Origin of the sequence: Brevundimonas sp. (assembly GCF_044336875.1) — a bacterium.
In the GTDB taxonomy this organism is placed as follows: Bacteria; Pseudomonadota; Alphaproteobacteria; order Caulobacterales; family Caulobacteraceae; genus Brevundimonas.
Map to the genome: position 1 here is coordinate 1 of NZ_JBIIOP010000030.1, position 14,857 is coordinate 14,857.

17 protein-coding genes are annotated in these 14,857 nt (G+C 68.1%); 10 read left to right on the plus strand and 7 right to left on the minus strand.

The genetic code is table 11. From position 1 onward, the window contains the following. Nucleotides 1-623: DegT/DnrJ/EryC1/StrS family aminotransferase (locus ACIQ1T_RS18235; protein WP_395945986.1), on the minus strand; the 623-nt coding region annotated here is incomplete at its 3' end. Nucleotides 624-821: 198 nt separating this feature from the next. Between ACIQ1T_RS18235 and ACIQ1T_RS18240 the strand changes: the two genes are divergently transcribed. From ACIQ1T_RS18240 to ACIQ1T_RS18250, 3 genes are all read left to right on the plus strand, one after another. Beyond that, nucleotides 822-1,910 (plus strand): AGE family epimerase/isomerase, encoded by a 1,089-nt coding sequence (locus ACIQ1T_RS18240; protein ID WP_395945987.1) that lies wholly within the window; start codon nucleotides 822-824, stop codon nucleotides 1,908-1,910. Further along, nucleotides 1,907-2,416, plus strand: a complete 510-nt coding sequence (locus ACIQ1T_RS18245) for a D-glycero-alpha-D-manno-heptose-1,7-bisphosphate 7-phosphatase (protein ID WP_395945988.1) — start codon at nucleotides 1,907-1,909, stop codon at nucleotides 2,414-2,416. The genes ACIQ1T_RS18240 and ACIQ1T_RS18245 overlap by 4 nt, the downstream gene beginning before the upstream one ends. Before the next feature lie 61 nt (nucleotides 2,417-2,477). Beyond that, nucleotides 2,478-3,359: an alpha/beta fold hydrolase gene (locus ACIQ1T_RS18250; protein ID WP_395945989.1), complete on the plus strand. Its 882-nt coding sequence runs from the start codon at nucleotides 2,478-2,480 to the stop codon at nucleotides 3,357-3,359. 12 nt (nucleotides 3,360-3,371) lie between these two features. Here ACIQ1T_RS18250 and ACIQ1T_RS18255 read toward each other — a convergent pair whose 3' ends face one another. Together ACIQ1T_RS18255 and ACIQ1T_RS18260 are read right to left on the minus strand one after the other, a co-directional pair. Next, on the minus strand, nucleotides 3,372-3,716 hold the full coding sequence (locus ACIQ1T_RS18255; protein ID WP_395945990.1) for a TonB family protein: 345 nt from the start codon (nucleotides 3,714-3,716) through the stop codon (nucleotides 3,372-3,374). Next, nucleotides 3,679-4,653 carry an ABC transporter ATP-binding protein gene (locus tag ACIQ1T_RS18260; RefSeq protein WP_395945991.1) on the minus strand — a complete coding sequence of 325 codons (975 nt, stop codon included), beginning with the start codon at nucleotides 4,651-4,653 and terminating at the stop codon, nucleotides 3,679-3,681. Before ACIQ1T_RS18260 ends, ACIQ1T_RS18255 begins: the two co-directional genes overlap by 38 nt. A 107-nt stretch (nucleotides 4,654-4,760) precedes the next feature. On the opposite strand from ACIQ1T_RS18260, the gene ACIQ1T_RS18265 reads away from it, so the two are divergent. From ACIQ1T_RS18265 to ACIQ1T_RS18285, 5 genes are all read left to right on the plus strand, one after another. After that, a complete protein-coding gene (locus ACIQ1T_RS18265) occupies nucleotides 4,761-5,000 on the plus strand; it encodes a zinc-finger domain-containing protein (protein ID WP_201099628.1) in 240 nt (79 codons plus the stop codon). Between the two features lie 101 nt (nucleotides 5,001-5,101). Next, entirely contained in the window at nucleotides 5,102-5,542 is a 441-nt protein-coding gene (locus ACIQ1T_RS18270) for a VOC family protein (protein ID WP_395945992.1), read from the plus strand. Between the two features lie 2 nt (nucleotides 5,543-5,544). Continuing rightward, a complete protein-coding gene (locus ACIQ1T_RS18275) occupies nucleotides 5,545-6,177 on the plus strand; it encodes a DUF6655 family protein (RefSeq protein WP_395945993.1) in 633 nt (210 codons plus the stop codon). 37 nt (nucleotides 6,178-6,214) lie between these two features. Beyond that, nucleotides 6,215-9,136, plus strand: coding sequence for a DNA polymerase I (gene polA, locus ACIQ1T_RS18280; RefSeq protein ID WP_395945994.1), 2,922 nt, complete (start codon nucleotides 6,215-6,217; stop codon nucleotides 9,134-9,136). A 67-nt stretch (nucleotides 9,137-9,203) separates the two neighbouring features. Further along, on the plus strand, nucleotides 9,204-9,971 hold the full coding sequence (locus ACIQ1T_RS18285) for a hypothetical protein (RefSeq protein ID WP_395945995.1): 768 nt from the start codon (nucleotides 9,204-9,206) through the stop codon (nucleotides 9,969-9,971). 44 nt (nucleotides 9,972-10,015) lie between these two features. On the opposite strand, the gene ACIQ1T_RS18290 is transcribed toward ACIQ1T_RS18285, so the two are convergent. The 3 genes from ACIQ1T_RS18290 to ACIQ1T_RS18300 form a co-directional block, all read right to left on the minus strand. After that, nucleotides 10,016-10,147: a hypothetical protein gene (locus ACIQ1T_RS18290; protein WP_395945996.1), complete on the minus strand. Its 132-nt coding sequence runs from the start codon at nucleotides 10,145-10,147 to the stop codon at nucleotides 10,016-10,018. Between the two features lie 53 nt (nucleotides 10,148-10,200). After that, nucleotides 10,201-11,355 carry a hypothetical protein gene (locus ACIQ1T_RS18295; protein ID WP_395945997.1) on the minus strand — a complete coding sequence of 385 codons (1,155 nt, stop codon included), beginning with the start codon at nucleotides 11,353-11,355 and terminating at the stop codon, nucleotides 10,201-10,203. 101 nt (nucleotides 11,356-11,456) lie between these two features. After that, nucleotides 11,457-13,646, minus strand: a complete 2,190-nt coding sequence (locus tag ACIQ1T_RS18300; protein ID WP_395945998.1) for a TonB-dependent receptor domain-containing protein — start codon at nucleotides 13,644-13,646, stop codon at nucleotides 11,457-11,459. A gap of 164 nt (nucleotides 13,647-13,810) precedes the next feature. Here ACIQ1T_RS18300 and ACIQ1T_RS18305 point away from each other — a divergent pair, with 164 nt between their 5' ends. Next, nucleotides 13,811-14,008: a twin transmembrane helix small protein gene (locus ACIQ1T_RS18305; protein WP_395945999.1), complete on the plus strand. Its 198-nt coding sequence runs from the start codon at nucleotides 13,811-13,813 to the stop codon at nucleotides 14,006-14,008. A 2-nt stretch (nucleotides 14,009-14,010) separates the two neighbouring features. Further along, nucleotides 14,011-14,583, plus strand: a complete 573-nt coding sequence (locus ACIQ1T_RS18310) for a cob(I)yrinic acid a,c-diamide adenosyltransferase (protein WP_395946000.1) — start codon at nucleotides 14,011-14,013, stop codon at nucleotides 14,581-14,583. A gap of 37 nt (nucleotides 14,584-14,620) precedes the next feature. Here the strand turns inward: ACIQ1T_RS18310 and ACIQ1T_RS18315 are convergent. After that, the coding region (locus ACIQ1T_RS18315; RefSeq protein ID WP_395946001.1) for a hypothetical protein at nucleotides 14,621-14,857 on the minus strand (237 nt) is incomplete at its 5' end.

Sequence of the window (14,857 nt, forward strand, 5' to 3'; positions counted from 1 at the left end):
TCGTCATTGGTCAGCACCGCCCCGCCGTCGCCGTAGCAGCCCAGCGGCTTGGCCGGGAAGAAGCTGGTGGTGGTGATGTCGGCCCATTTCAGCGGATGTTCGCCGTTGACCGTGCAGCCGAAGCCCTGGGCCGAATCCGAGATCAGCTTAAGGCCGTGCTTGTCGCAGATCGCCTTGATGGCGGGATAGTCGGCCGGCTGGCCGAACAGGTCGACGGCGATGACCACGCGGGGCGTCAGACGGCCCTCGGCCTTGATGCCCTCGATGGCCCGCTCCAGCGCGGCCGGGTCCATATTGTAGGTGTTCTCGTCCACATCGACGAAGACCGGCTCTGCGTCGAACCAGGGCACGACCTCGGCGGTGGCGGCGAAGGTGAAGCTGGGCACGAAGACGGCGTCGCCGCGCCCGACGCCCCAGGCCATCAGCGGCAGGGCCAGGGCGTCGGTGCCGTTGGCGCAGCCCAGGGCGTGCTTGGCCTGGCCGAAGGCGGCGAGATCGGCTTCGAACTGGCGGACCTGCGGGCCCATGACCCAGGCGCCGCCGACGACGGCCTCCTGGACGGCGGCTTCGATCTTGCCGGCGAGACGGAGGCGCTGGGCCTGAAGGTCGATGAAGGGGATCATGAGGGTCGCTCTCTACGTGCGGCGTCGGGGCAGAGTCGGGCGGCGGCCTCGGGGGGCGGGCCGCGAATACGGGGCCGTCCTAGCAAGATCGCGCCCAAGGGCCAAACGGCGCCGCGTCACTTCGCGTTGCCCTTTGCAACGAAACGGTTGGAACGGGTTGGTCTTGGCAACCGTGTGGTTGGGTCTTAAGCCCGCCGCATGACCGCTCTCGCCAACGCCAAGTCCAGGGTCTCGCACTGGCTGTTCGACCAGGCCCTGCCGCTGTGGGCGCAGCGGGGCGTGGACGGCGACGGCCGGTTCTACGAGCATCTGGATTTCGACGGCCGGGCCGTGACCGGCGCGCGTCGTCGCACCCGTGTTCAGGCGCGCCAGATCTATGTCTTCTGCGAGGCTGCGGCCCTGGGCTGGGACGCCGGGCGCGCCGTGGCCCAGGCCGGTCTTGAGGGGATGATCGCGACCTGCCGCCGCGACGACGGTCTATGGGTCGCCGCGACCGATGACTCCGGCGCGGTCGTGGACGAGACCGCCGACCTCTACGACTTGGCCTTCGTCCTGTTCGCCCTGGCGGCGGCGCACCGGGTGCTGGGCGACGCCCGCGCCCGGTCGCTGGCGCTGGAGACCCTGGCGGTGATCAACCGGTTGATGGCGGCCCCGCACGGCGGTTGGCGCGAGGCCCTGCCGAGCCGGCAGCCGCGCCGCCAGAATCCGCACATGCATCTGCTGGAGGCCATGCTGGCCTGGCAGGCGACCGCGCCCGACCCGGCCTTCGAGGCGGCGGCGGGCGTATCCCTGGATCTGTGCCGACGCCATTTTCTGGTCGACGGCGCGATCCGCGAATATTTCACCGCCGACTGGACGCCCGATCCGGCGACCGGCCACATCGTCGAGCCCGGCCATTTCGAGGAATGGGCCTGGCTGCTGCGTCAGGCCGAGGCTGCGGGTCTCGGTTCCGCCCAGGCGGCCGAGGGCCTGCATCGTCGCGCGGTCGAACAGGGGCTGAAGGACGGCTTCATGATCCGCGAGATGGACCCCGCGGGAGCGCCGATCGACGCGGGGCGCCGCCTCTGGGCCCAGACCGAGGCGATCCGCACGGCCCTGGTCTTCCGCGACGTCGGGGCGGCCGATCTGATCGCCGCGACCTTCGACACCCATCTGGCCACGGCTGTCCCAGGTCTGTGGATCGACAGCTATGACGCCGAGGGGCGGTCGGCGGACAAGGTCGTGCCGGCCTCCAGCCTCTATCACCTGATGACCGCCTTCTCCGAACTGCTGAGGACCGACGCATGACCGGCGTGCCCGCCGTCTTTCTGGATCGCGACGGGGTCCTGATCGAGGATTCCGGCTATCCCCACCTGCCCGAACATCTGAGGCTGATCCCCGGCGCTGCGACGGCGGTGCGGCGGCTGAACCGGCTGGGCTATCTGGCGGTCATCGTCACCAACCAGTCGGGCGTGGCGCGGGGGCTGTTCGACGAGGCGCAGATGAACCGCTTCAACGCCCTGCTGGTCAAGACCCTGGCCAAGGAGGGGGCGGTGATCGGTCCCGTCTACGCCTGTCCCTTCCATCCCGAGGCGCGGGACGAACGCTACCGCCATCCCGATCACCCGGACCGCAAACCCAATCCCGGCATGCTGCTGCGCGCCATCGCCGACCATGGGATCGATCCGGCCAGGTCCTTCATGATCGGCGACCAGAAGCGAGATATCGAGGCGGCGAAGCGCGCCGGGGTCTCGGGCTTCCTGTTCGAGGGCGGCGACCTGGATGTCTTCGTGCGCGAACTGATCGGCGTCTGACGCCATCGCATTTCCTCGCGCGGTGAATTAGGCTGTCGCTTTCGCTGCGCGGGAGATCGCCATGGCCGCCGCCATCCCCTACGTCGAACGCCGCTGGAAATCGCCGGACGGACTGGACCTGTTCGCGCGGGACTATGCGCCCGGCCCCGCACCGGCGCGCCCGCCGGTCATCGCCATCCACGGCCTGACCCGCAACAGCGCCGACTTCGACGCCATCGCCCCCCTGCTGGCCCAGAGCGGTCGGCGGGTGTTGGCGATCGACGTGCGCGGGCGGGGCCTGTCCGACCGTGCGCCCGATCCGATGACCTATACGCCAGAGGTCTATGCCCGGGACGTGTTGGCCCTGATGGATCAGGCGGCCATCGACCGCGCGGTCTTCGTCGGCACCTCGATGGGCGGGCTGATCACCATGGCCCTGACGGCGATCCGGCCCAGGGCGGTGGTCGCCGCCATATTGAACGACATCGGGCCCGAGGTGTCGCCCGAGGGCCTGGCGCGGATCGCCGGCTATAGCGGCCAGCCGGTCGAGATCGGCTCCTGGGCCGATGCGACGGCCTATGCGAAGCGGATCAACGCCGTCGCCTTCCCGCACTATACGGACGCGGACTGGGCGGCGTTCGCCCGGCGCATCTTCCGCCAGCAGCCGGACGGCGAGATCGGCCTGGACTACGACCCCGACATCGCGGTTCCGATCCGGGCGGCGGGGGCCAAGGCCCTGGTCCCGAACCTGTGGCCCTTCTTCCGGCGGCTGGCGAAGAAGAAGCCGACCCTGCTGGTGCGGGGCGCGACCTCGGACCTGCTGAGCCTCGCCATAGCCGAGAAGATGAGAAAGGCCGCCCCGACCATGGCCTATGCCGAGGTTCCCGGCGTCGGCCACGCCCCCATGCTGGACGAGGTCGAGGCCAAGGCGGCGATCTTCGAATTCCTGGCCGAGTTGGACTGAACCAGGGAAGGCTTACATGCGGCCGCGAACAGTCGTGCGGAACTTTCTGGAAGCCTGCTGACCATCCGAAGGCTTGAGCGTCCCCCGCGACACGGTCGCCACAGCTTGCTCACCGAATCCGGAGCCGGGATGACTTTCCGAAACGAGGATGCAGTTGCTTACTGCGCCATCGGGCGAGGCGTCACATTCCACGACGGCGGAACCCTCCGTGGGAGCCGTCGCACAGGCGGCGACCAAAAAAATTCCAAGAACAGCCCAAGACCTCATCTTACCCCCGTTTGGCGCCCTTCGTTCAACGGCCATGGTTTGATGACGGTCGTCAATATTTCGTCGGGTCTTCCTGGCTGGCGTCGCCATAGGTCAGGGCCAGGAAGACGTCCTCCAGGTCCGGATCCTCGGTGGTGATGTCGGCGATGGTGATCCCGGCCTTGCGAACGGCGGCGATGACCTGTTCCACCGACGACTGACCCTTCTTGTAGGCCACGGCGAAGGCGCCGTTCGGTCGGGCCGTGACAGCGAAGCCGGCCAGGTCGGGCGCGATGTCCATCGGGGTCTCGGGCGTCACCACGACATTGCGGCTGTCCAGACGGCTGAGCAGGCGCGGCGTCGGTTCGCAGGCCACCACCTCGCCCCGGTTGACGATGGCGATGGTGTCGCACAGCTCCTGGGCCTCTTCGAGATAGTGGGTGGTCAGGACGATGGTCACCCCCTCCTCGTTGATGCGGCGGACATAGGCCCACAGCTGACGGCGCAGTTCGACGTCCACCCCGGCGGTCGGTTCGTCCAGGATCAGGATGGGCGGATTGTGGACCAGGGCCTTGGCCACCATCAGCCGGCGCTTCATGCCGCCGGACAGGGCGCGGACATAGGCGTTGGCCTTGTCCGACAGGCCCAGGGCGGCCAGCAGTTCGTCCGAGCGGCGCTCGTCCCTGGGCACGCCGTAGAAGCCGGCCTGCACCTCCAGCGACTCGCGCGGGGTGAAGAAGACGTCGGCGACGATCTCCTGCGGGACCACGCCCAGGGCCGCAGCGGCGTCGCGCGGCTCCTTGTCGATGTCGCGACCCCAGATGGTCACCGTGCCCTCGGACTTCTTCACCACCCCGGCCAGGATGTTGATCAGGGTCGACTTTCCGGCCCCGTTCGGACCCAGCAGGCCGAAGACCGAGCCGCGCGGAATGACCAGGTCGACCCCGCGCAGGGCCGTCTTGGGCGCCGCCTTCTTGGAGCCGGCGTAGGTCTTCTTCAGGCCCCGCACTTCGATGGCGTTGTCGGGCAGGGCGGTCGCTTCGGTCATTCGGGGCGCTTCGGTCGAGAAATCGGGTCGCGCGGCGGTTTGACGCCGCCGGACGGGCCGCATAGGTATGCGCCCGACGCCTCCTCGCCAAGTCCACGAGCTGAACAATGCCGCCCCGCCATCCCGACGCGATCATCCCGCCGCCCGAAGAGGTGGTTGTCTCGACCAAGCGCGTCGCCTGCGACGGGGGCGGCGGCGCCCTGGGCCACCCTCTGGTCTATATGGACATGGGCGAGGACGACTTCATCGAATGCGGCTATTGCGACCGCCGTTTCGTCCTGTCGGCCCATCCGCACGACGAGAGCGAATATCTGAGCCCGGCCGCCCGCGCGCCCGAGGCCCACTGAAACGGACCGCCGAGGTCTGTCACCTCAGTTGAGTCGTGGTTTCGCCACCGGGCGGCTATAGAGGGCGTTGAACCGCCACTCCCCTGACGGAGACGATACGCTTGCGCTATCTGCACACCATGGTCCGCGTCCAGGACATCGACGCCTCGCTGCATTTCTACTGCGACCTGCTGGGCCTGCAGGAGGTTCGCCGCACCGAGAACGAGGCGGGACGCTTCACCCTGGTCTTCCTGGCGGCGCCCAAGAATCTGGAACAGTCGGCGGCGGAACGCTGCCCCGAGGTCGAGCTGACCTTCAACTGGGATCCGGAAACCTATCAGGGCGGCCGCAATTTCGGCCATCTGGCCTACAAGGTCGACGACATCTACGCCGCCTGCCGGAAGCTGGCCGACGGCGGGGTCGTGATCAATCGTCCGCCGCGCGACGGCAACATGGCCTTCGTCCGCTCGCCGGACGGCATCTCCATCGAGCTGCTGCAGGAAGGCGAGCCCCTGGCGCCGGCCGAGCCCTGGGCCTCCATGCCCAACACCGGGGTCTGGTGAGGGTGCGCGGCCTCGCCCGCCCGATGATGGCGCGTCTGGCGATCGGCGGTCTGCTTCTGGGCGCGGCGGCCTGCGCCTCGACGACCGAGACCTTTCCGGGACGCACGGCGACCGAACAGCTGCTGATGGCCCGCGCCGCGGACAAGGCGGTCGAGGGCCTGTCCCTGCCGCTGCCGACCGCCTCGTCCATCTTCGTCGACGACGTCTATTTCCAGGGCGAGGGCACGCGCTACGCCATCAGCGCCATCCGCGCCGCCCTGTCCGACGCCGGCTACCGCCTGGCGCCGAACAAGGAGGCCGCCGACGCCGTGTTCGAGATCCGCGTGGGCGCCATGTCCCTTGAACAGATGCGCCGCGTCGTCGGCCTGCCGGAAATGCGGATTCCGATCAACGAGACGCTGAACGTGGTCTCCCTGCCGGAACTGTCGGTCTACAGCAACCGCGACCGGGTCGGCGTCGCCGAGTTTTCGGGCTTCCTTTACGAGGCCCGCACCGGCGCGCCCTTGGGGGCGGTCATGCCCATGATCGGCTCCTATCGCATCCGCAGTCACAAGGCCTTCATGGTGGTGGCGTGGGGCCAGCAGCAGGCCCAGCCCGGCCTGCGCGATCCCGGATCGAGCTGGACCGAATTCTGACGCTGACGCGGCGGCTTCAGCCGCCTATGTTCCGGGCATGATCGATACTGTTGCGCCCCAGACCGAAGACCAGACCGAAGACCGCGACCTGACCCAGGACGGCCCCGCCCTGAGGCTGTGGATGATCGACGCCTCGGCCTATATCTTCCGCGCCTATCACGCCCTGCCGCCGCTGACGCGCAAGTCTGACGGCCTGCCGGTCGGGGCGGTCCAGGGCTACTGCAACATGTTGTGGAAGCTGTTGAAGGACATGAAGGGCGCCGACGGCCCGACCCATCTGGTGGCCATCTTCGACCATTCGGAGAAGACCTTCCGCAACACCCTCTACGACCAGTACAAGGCCCACCGCCCGCCGGCGCCCGAGGATCTGGTGCCGCAGTTCCCGCTGGTGCGCGAGGCGACGGCCGCCTTCGGGGTCCACTGTGTCGAACTGGCCGGCTACGAGGCCGACGACCTGATCGCCACCTACGCCTGCAAGGCGCGCGACGCGGGCGGCGAGGCGGTCATCGTCTCGTCCGACAAGGACCTGATGCAGCTGATCGGCGGCGGGGTGGTCATGTGGGATCCGATGAAGGATCGCCGTCTGGCCGAGCCCGAGGTGTTCGACAAGTTCGGCGTCGGTCCCGAGAAGATGGTCGATCTTCAGGCCCTGATCGGCGACAGCGTCGACAACGTCCCCGGCGCCCCCGGCATCGGCCCCAAGACGGCGGCCCAGCTGCTGGACGAATACGGCGACCTGGACACGCTTCTGGCCCGCGCCGGCGAGATCAAACAGCCTAAGCGTCGAGAGACCCTGATCAATTTCGCCGACCAGATCCGCCTGTCGCGCGAACTGGTCCGCCTCAGCTGCGACGCCCCGGCGCCGGAGGCGATCTCCGACTTCGCCGTCCGCGATCCGGATCCCCTCGCCCTGTCGGACTTCCTCGAGAAGATGGAGTTCCGCTCGCTGCAGCGCCGTGTCGGCGACGGCAAGGCGGGCCCCAGCGAGATATCGGCCTTCGCCCCGAAACGGGCGCCGAACCTGACCGCTCCGGTCGCCACGCCCCGCTACGGCCAGGCAGCGGAAGGCCCGGCCGAGGCCCAGACCTTCGATCTGGAAACCTATGAATGCGTCCAGACCGAAGAGGCGCTGGACCGCTGGATCGCGCGGGCGACCGAGGTCGGCGTGGTCGGCTTCGACACCGAGACCTCGTCTCTGTCGGCGACCCATGCGGGCCTGTGCGGCGTGTCGCTGGCGGTCGGACCCAACGAGGCCTGCTACATTCCCCTGACCCACGAGCACGAGCCCCAGGCGAACGCGGGCGGCCTGTTCGGAGAGGAGCCGGGCGAGGTGCGCGAGGCGATCCAGCAACTGGACAAGCCCGCCGCCCTGGCCAAGCTGAAGGGGCTGCTGGAGGATCCGTCGGTTCTGAAGGTGCTGCAGAACGCCAAATACGATCTGGCGGTCATGTCGCGGCGCGGCATCCGCGTGGCGCCCTACGACGACACCATGCTGATCTCCTATGTGCTGGAGGGCGGGATGCACGGTCACGGGATGGATGAACTGGCCCGGCTGCACCTGGGCCATGAACCGATTCCGTTCAAGGCCGTGGCGGGGACGGGCAAGAGCCAGAAGAGCTTCAGACACGTCGCCCTGAAGCCCGCGACCCAGTATGCGGCCGAGGACGCCGACGTGACCCTGCGTCTGTGGCGCATCCTCAAGCCCCGGTTGGCGCGTGAGGGCCTGTCCACCGTCTATGAGACCCTGGAACGTCCCATGCCCGCCGTCCTGGCCGAGATGGAGCTGAACGGCGTCCGCATCGACCCCGACCGGCTGAAGCGCCTGTCCAGCGAGTTCGGCCTGCGCATGGCCGAACTGGAGGCCCAGGCGCACGAGATCGCCGGCCGCCCGTTCAACATCGGCTCCCCGCGCCAGATCGGCGAGATCCTGTTCGGCGAGCTGAACCTGCCCGGCGGCAAGAAGACCGCCAGCGGTCAGTGGGGCACCGACGCCAGCGTGCTGGAAGACCTTGCCCAGACCCATGCCCTGCCGCGCGTCCTGCTGGACTGGCGCCAGCTGTCCAAGCTGAAGGGCACCTACACCGACGCCCTGACCGCCGCCGCCGATCCCGAGACCGACCGCGTCCACACCTCGTATCAGCTGGCCGCCGCCTCGACCGGCCGACTGGCCAGCTCGGACCCGAACCTGCAGAATATCCCGATCCGCACCGAGACCGGCCGCGAGATCCGCCAGGCCTTCATCGCGGCCCCGGGCAATGTCCTGATCAGCGCCGACTACAGCCAGATCGAGCTGCGGCTGTTGGCCCATATCGGCGACATCCCGGAGCTGAAGCGCGCCTTCAAGGCCGGGCTGGACATTCACGCCGCCACCGCCAGCGAGATGTTCGGCGTCCCGGTCGAGGGGATGCCGTCCGAGACCCGTCGTCGCGCCAAGGCGATCAATTTCGGCATCGTCTACGGCATCTCGGCCTTCGGCCTAGCCAACCAGCTGGGCATCGATCAGGGCGAGGCCGGGGCCTATATCAAGACCTATTTCGAACGCTTCCCCGGCATCCGCGACTATATGGACAAGACCAAGGCCGAGGTCCGCCAGGCTGGCTTCGTCTCCACCGTCTTCGGCCGACGTATCCACATCCCCGCCATCCAGTCCAAGTCGGGCGCCGAACGCCAGTTCGGCGAGCGCGCGGCCATCAACGCCCCGATCCAGGGCGCCGCCGCCGACATCATTCGCCGCGCCATGGTTCGCATGCCCGCCGCCCTGGTCGAGGCGGGGCTGAGCACCCGAATGCTGCTGCAGGTCCACGACGAACTGGTCTTCGAAGCTCCCGCAGACGAGGCCGACCGCGCTATCACCGTCATCAGGCGGATCATGGAAAACGCGTCGGACCCGGCTGTGGCTCTGACCGTGCCTCTGGTGGTGGAGGCGCGGGCGGCCTCGAACTGGGACGAGGCGCACTAGCGGCGACCTTGTCGACATCCGCTTCAGGTTGTGGTGGAAACCGCGAAGGTTCGGGGGGAGATCCACCATGTTCGTCGCCACGCTTCTGACTCTGGCTGTCCTGATCCCGGACACGGGCGCGCCACGCTTCTGGGAGCAGCCCGGATCGAGCATCAGCTGGGCGCGGGCCCCTGATCCCGAGGTGACGGTGGCGTTGATGCCGGGGTTCGCTGCGCGGATGGATCTGGAGGGCTGGGCGCGAATCGGCTGCTATCAGGCGGTGGACGGCCACCCTTACAATTGTCGGGTGGTCGACGAGCGTCCCTATGGGGTGGGGTTCGGCGCCGCGGCGCGGGTAATCGTCGCCAGCGGCGAGCTGAAGCTGGGTCGCGTAGCGGGGCTTCCGGCGCCCGGGCAGATGCAGACTACCGTTCGGTTCCGCCTGCAGCAGGACGACGGCGACGCCTGGACGGGTCCGGAGCCCTCGCCGGCGCAGATGCGCCTGGCGCGCCAACTGGTGGACCGCGCTTATGAGAACGGGGCTCCCGACGACGACGACCCTCTGGACGGCCTGGATTATGATCGACGGGAGGTTGTCCAGGCCTGGGCGGACGAGCTGTTCGCCGAGACCCGCGCCGGCCGCCGTGAGGCCATGGCGCTGCAACTGGCCCGTGTCGCGACAGAGGCGGATCTTCGGCGACTGCTGGCGGGCGAATATGTCCCTATGCCCGATCCGGAGGTGTTCGCCTCGGCCGCGCCGGAATCCGAGAAGGAGCGGGCGGCGATTGCGGAGCTGAGGCGTCGGTACTGCGAGCGGTACAGCTGTGACGCCACGGAAACGCGCACCGGAAAATAAGGGGTCGTTGAGGGCCGGATAGGGCGCTGCGGTCCTCTACCCGCTCAGCGGGCGAATACCGCGAACAGGACGGCGCCGGTCGATACGAGCAGGATCGTCACGGCCAGTCCGGTAAGGGTCCAGCCGACGCCCCAACCCAGCCTCAGGGCCAACCGCTTCAGTCTAGGCAAACTCATCCGCGCGCTCTAGCACGGGGTAAACCGCACGCCTTGTGCGGCGGTTTACTTAGTCATGCGGCGACCAAGCCGACATCGTCGGGGACCTCGCCGCGCCCCAGGAGGCCGGTCTCGAAGTCCATGAAAATGTCCATCAGCTCCTCGACATTGACCGGGGCGGCGGTCGGGCCGAAGCGGAAGCGCCAGTAGCTGACGATATGCTGGACCGCGCCCAGCTGGTCGCCCAGGCGGGCGAACATGGACGGTGCGTCCAGCAGGAAGTCGCGGAAGGCGGTGGGGCGGCCTTCCTGGGTCAGGTTGCGATAGGCGTCGTCATAGATGCGCAGGGTGCGGCTGACCTCGTCGCAGGTCTTGATGATGCGGCCGCGCAGGACGTCGCGGCTGCGCGCCAGATATTCGCGAGCAGGTCGGTCGGTCTTGCCGACGGGCTTGATGGTGCGCACGGCCTCGGCCACGGCGGCGACCTCGCCCAGCAGGGTTGACAGGGTCCATTTGTAGTAGAGGAAGCCCTTCCAGCAGAAGACGCCCTCCTGATACTGCTCCGGCGCCAGGCGCAGGGTCAGACGCAGGGCCTCCAACTGGTCGCCCGGGGTGTTGGACAGGATCTTGGACGCCATCCGCGCCGCCGAGTCGGAGGCGATCGCCAGGGTGTCCTGGCCCAGGCTGAGTGTGACCAGCGGCTCGATCTCGGCGCGGACGAAGGCCAGCATCCGCTGCAGGTCGCCGTCGCTGATGGAGAAATAGCAAGGCGACGGATCCAGGCCGCCGCGACGCAGCTGTTCGCGCAGCAGGAAGGGGTCCAGCGACGGCAGTTTGTCGATCAGCCGCAGGGTCTCGAGGTCGGGATGGGTCGCGGCGATGCCGAACGCCTCCATCATCATCCGCTCGAAGCCGATCTGGTTGACGAAGACGTAGCGGCCGCCGGTCTTCAGATCCTCGTCGTCGATGGGGATGACCACCTTGGTGGCCACCTGGCGACGGCCGGTGAAGAGGTCGGTCTCGTTGCGGCGCAGACGGTGCTTGATGATCAGGGACCGGTTCAGCGCGTGGGTGCGAAAGACCGGACGGGCGGCCCAGTCGGGATTGCGCACGGCGCCGTCGGCGCGGCTGTCGCCGTTCTCCTCCCACACGCGCAACAGGTTCAGCACGCGAGCGGTGGAGGCCGAGCCTCTGAGGTGCTCGAGATTGCGGACGGCGCGATCGGTCATGTCGCGGAGATTGCACCCGCAATCATGACCAATGGCTTAGCTGCAGCGGAAAAAGAACGGGGATCGCCGAAGCGATCCCCGTCATGTCTCGTCGCCGGGGATCAGAAGGCGGCCGTGACGGAAATCCACAGGCGGCGTGGCTCCTGGTTGTTGGCGTATTCCGGCGCATAGGCCACCGGGGTCCCGTAGGGCAGCAGGCTGACGAAGTCCTCGTCCAGCAGGTTGTAGACCGCCGCATTGACCGTCAGATTGTCGTCAATCCGATAGGCCCCGCCCAGGTGGAACAGGCTGTAGGACTCGTAGTCGCCCAGAGCGTCCTGGGCCGCGCCCTCGCCCCGATAGCGGGCCGAACGATATTCGCCGCGCAGCCACAGGTTCATGCGATCCGTCGCCTGCCAGCGCAGATTGCCGTTGACCATATGCTCCGGCGTGTCCGTCAGCGGCTGCCCGGCGGCCGAGCCCGACTTCTGTTCGCTGTCGGTGAAGGTGTAGTTGCCCTGCAGGGTCCAGGCGTCGTTGAAGCGATAGCGGGCCGTGGCCTCGATCCCTTGCGTGACCGCCTCGTCGATATTGATGCTCTGGCCGAAGGCCTCAACGGTCGAGATATAGGCCGTATAGAAGCCCACGTCGTAGCAGCCCGAGGTATTGTAGCCGCCGGCGGCGTACTGTTCCGGCGTCAGTCTGAACAGGCAGTTGGCGATCGGGACGCCAGTGGCGATCTTGTCGTCGAACTGGTTATGGAAGACGGTCACGCCGGCGCGCAGTCGATCGTGGTCGTCATACAGGACGGCGAACTCGGTCGAGGTCGAGGTTTCCGGCATCAGGCCCGGGCTGCCCAGCAGGGGCAGGCGGCCCTGGGCGCCGAAGCCGTTGATGCCTTCGGCCAGCTGTTCCAGGCGCGGGGTCTTGAAACCCTGGCTGACGCCGCCCTTGACCGTCCAGACGTCGGTCGGGTTCCAGACCAGATAGGCGCGCGGGCTGAAGTGCGAGCCGAAGGTCGAATGGTCATCGTGACGCGCGCCGACCGTCAGGGCCAGGGTGTCGGTGAAACGCCACTCGTCCTCGGCGAAGACGGCCCACTGGGTGTGGTTGAAGGTCCCGGACACCACGCCGTCCGACATCTCGGCTTCCCAATGCTGGCCGCCGATGGTGAAGGTGTGATCGCCCCAGCGCGAGAACAGCTTGGTGTCGAAGATGCGGTTCTCGCTCGTTAGGTCGCGCGGGCTGCCGGCGCCGGCGACGCCGTTGGGGATGATGCGGCCGACGGTCTCGGTCTTGGCGATCGAGTAGTTGGATTCCAATGTGCCGAAGGGCAGGCGCCAGTTGTGGGCGATGGCCACCTGGTCGCGGTTGAACTCCAGGAACCTGTCGTAGCCGCCGGCGGTGGTGGCGGTGCCCATCTGACCGTCCGAGTTGTCGTACCATTGGCGCGCCACGTCCGCGTCGATCCACAGGTCATGATCGGGGTGGAGGTTGAACGCCAGCCGGGCGCCCGCCGACCAGATCTCGTTGGCCGTCGCGCTGCGGCCGAAGCCGGTGACCGGGGTCTCGGTTCCGGCGACGTTTTCGAATGTCAGGCGCGACTGTTCGCGCTCCGAGCGCGAGGCGCGGATCGAGACGCCGACCCGGTCCTGGATCAGCGGGCCGGCCAGATAGACGTCGCCGCCCCGGATCGGGCCGAACTCGTCGTCGCTCTGGACCGTGTAGTGGGCCGTCGCCGAGCCGTGCCAGGCGTCGCCGATCTTGCGGGTGATGATATTGACCACCCCGCCCATGGCGTCGGATCCGTACAGGGTCGAGACCGGCCCGCGCACGACCTCGATCCGATCGATGGCCGAGACCGGGGGCAGGAAGCTGCTGGAGGTCTCGCCGAAGCCGTTGGGGGTGACGCTGCCGGCCGTATTCTGGCGGCGGCCGTCGATCAGGATCAGGGTGTAGTCCGAGCCCATGCCTCGAATGTTGATGGTCTGGCCGCCCGTCTTGCCGACGGCGGCGCCGGTGTCGACGCCTTCGACATTGTTCAGGATCTCGGCGATGGACACGGCGCGGATCTCCTCGATCTCGGCGCGGGGGATGACGCTGATCGAGGCGGGGGCCTGGTTGATCCGCTGTTCGAAGCCCGAGGCGGTGACGACGATCTCGCCCAGTTCGGCGGCTTCTGTCGCGACGGCGGCGCTCTGGGCCCCGAAAGGGGCGCCCGATTGAGCGAGGGCGGCGCCGGACGTCAGGCCGAAGGCGCAGGCGGCGCCGGCCAGAAGCCGGGCGCGGGTCGAGAAAGTCATGATGGTCATACCCCCTTGTTATTTGCGAGCGCCTCTCAACAGCATTCGCAAGGCAGGACCAAGGGGGGTGTGCGTATGGGTCGCATGTGTCGCACCCCCTGTGGCGGAACGGGGTTCGGGTCTGCGGCCCGCTGGCGCGGCGGGAAGGCCGGGCCTAGAACGGGGGGATGCAGATGTTCGACATGCTGATCGTCGCCGCCATCGCCGCCGTCACGGTGACCCTGGGCCTGGGCCTCTATTCGCTGTTCCGGGGCGGGGAATTCGCCCGGAGCCATTCCAACAGGCTGATGCGCTGGCGGGTCGGGTTGCAGGCCGTCGCCGTGCTGCTGCTGGTCGGCGGCATGGTGTGGAAGGCGACGAAGGGGGGCTGACCATGGTGACGCTGAACAGGATCTATACAAAGACCGGAGACGGCGGACAGACACGGCTGGCCTCGGGCGCGCCGGTGTCCAAGACCGATCGTCGGGTCGAGGCTTACGGCGCGGTGGACGAACTGAACGCGGTGATCGGGGTGGCCCGGCTGAACAGCGGTCAGAACGACCGGATCGACGCCATGCTGGGCCGGATCCAGAACGAGCTGTTCGACTTGGGCGCGGATCTGGCGACGCCGCTTGACCCCCCGCCGGCCTGGGATGCTCTGCGCATCCTCGACAGCCAGGTCGAGCGGCTGGAGCAGGAGATCGACTGGATGAACGACAGCCTGAAGGCTCTGGACAGTTTCATCCTGCCGGGCGGGTCGCCCCTGTCGGCGCATCTGCATGTCGCGCGAACCGTCTGCCGCCGGGCCGAGCGCGAGGCGGTGCGGCTGGTCGAGGCGGGGGCCGAGGTGAACGGCGCGGCCGTGCGCTATCTGAACCGTCTGTCCGACCACCTGTTCGTCGCCGCCCGCCGGGCCAATGCGAACGGGGCCAATGACGTCAAGTGGAAGCCGGGTGCGACGAGATAGGGCGACGCGCCCGGCCGCCGGTCTCAGGCCGCCGGTCTCAGGCCGCCGGCCGGGCCGCCGCCAGGGCGGCCTTCTGGCGCGTGACCTCGGCGGCGCGTGCGCGGTCCTGGGCGGCGAGTTGATCCTCGATACGGACCAGTTCGCGATTCTTCTCGGCCGAGGCTTCGGCGCGCGAAACGCCGATGGGGCGGCCGGTGATCTCGGCGATCGAAATGGGCTGGGCGCAGATGCGGTTGTCCATGTCGTACCATTTGCCCGCCGCCTCGCAGCGTTC